Raw genomic sequence first — 1326 nt, 5'->3', positions numbered from 1 at the left:
CCTCTTCGCGTGCAGCCGGGGACGCTGCAGCGCTCGGATGCTCGAAGGAAGCGGGTGGTACCGGCGGTGCTACCGAAGTAGTATTACTGCATGTCCACCGCAAAGGTCAGCCTCAGTCTGAGTGAGAGCGATTTGGCGTTCCTCGACGCCCAGACCCTCGAAGGCGGGTACCCCTCGCGCTCGGCCGTGGTGCACGCGGCGGTTCGCCTTCTTCGTGAGAGCCGTCTCGCCGACGCGTACGCCGAGGCCTACGCCGAGGGATACGACGACGAGTGGGATTCCGCGGCCGACGATGGCCTGGCCACCGCGTGAGCGACAGTGCGGTCTCCCTGCTTCGTCGTGGTCAGATCATCCTCGTCTCGTTCGACCCCACGGTCGGGTCCGAGGCGCGGAAGACGCGACCGGCCGTGCTCGTGAGCAACAACACGGCGAACGCGGTCGCTGCGCGACGCCCGCAGGCCACGGTCACCGTCGTGCCGGTGACGTCGAACGTCACACGGGTGCTGCCGTTCCAGGTGCTGCTTCCCGCCGCCGCCACCGGGCTGGATCGTGATTCGAAGGCGCAGGCGGAGCAGGTGCGGACCATCTCGACCGCGCGCATCGTCCGTCCGCTCGGCTGGGTGCCGGCCGAGTTGATGGGGGAGATCGACGAGGCGCTGCGCGTGCATCTGTCGCTCTGAGGCTTGGATCAGGGCGAACTTGTACCGGACTGCGCCGCGCTGACCGGGCTGCACCGGAGTCGGCTTGCACTCCGGGCGAACACCGAATGTGTCAAAATCCCTGACCAGGCACGTTAAACAAGCGCTGAGAGCAGGCGCCGGAGAATTTCCTGACTTGTCTCTTCAGGGGATACAAGTATCGGTCCATGATCGATACATGTCCGGACAGGAGAGTCCGGCTCGGGAACGCAGATGTTCCCGCACCCGCTCACCGAAGAGGCCGGAATGTCCACTCTCAGCCTGCCGCTGCTCGACCGCACGTCGACGGCTCCGATCTGGTTCCAGATCATGCGCGCCATCGAAGCCGAGATCGCCCAGGGCACCTGGGGACCGGGTGATCGCCTGCCCAGCGAGAACGAGCTGAGGGAGCACTTCTCGGCCTCGCGCACCTCGATCCGCGACGCGCTGTCCCGGCTGGAGAGCGCCGGCATCATCTCCCGACAGCAGGGCAAGGGCGCCTTCGTGGAACGAGCCCAGGGGCCGTCGGCCTGGACGCTCCCCTCGGCCCCGAGCCTTCTCGGCGAGTACAGCGAGGACGGCCGCAGCGCCCTGAGCTCGGAGATCCTCCGTGCCGGCATCGAGCCGCTTCCCTCGTGGGCCGCAGCGG

Annotated in this window: 3 protein-coding genes; all 3 read left to right on the top strand. The window is 67.3% G+C overall.

Annotation, left to right across the window (positions count from 1 at the left end):
- The first annotated feature begins 90 nt into the window (after positions 1–90).
- Complete coding sequence (locus ACNPM4_RS14640; RefSeq protein ID WP_448986127.1) at positions 91–312, top strand: ribbon-helix-helix domain-containing protein; 222 nt, start codon at positions 91–93, stop codon at positions 310–312.
- On the top strand, positions 309–680 hold the full coding sequence (locus tag ACNPM4_RS14635) for a type II toxin-antitoxin system PemK/MazF family toxin (protein ID WP_372468237.1): 372 nt from the start codon (positions 309–311) through the stop codon (positions 678–680). The genes ACNPM4_RS14640 and ACNPM4_RS14635 overlap by 4 nt, the downstream gene beginning before the upstream one ends.
- A gap of 264 nt (positions 681–944) precedes the next feature.
- On the top strand, positions 945–1326 hold a 382-nt coding region (locus tag ACNPM4_RS14630), incomplete at its 3' end, for a GntR family transcriptional regulator (RefSeq protein ID WP_448986126.1).

The sequence above is a fragment of the Microbacterium umsixpiens genome, from assembly GCF_053543675.1.
This window is presented reverse-complemented; position numbering and strand designations above follow the sequence as displayed.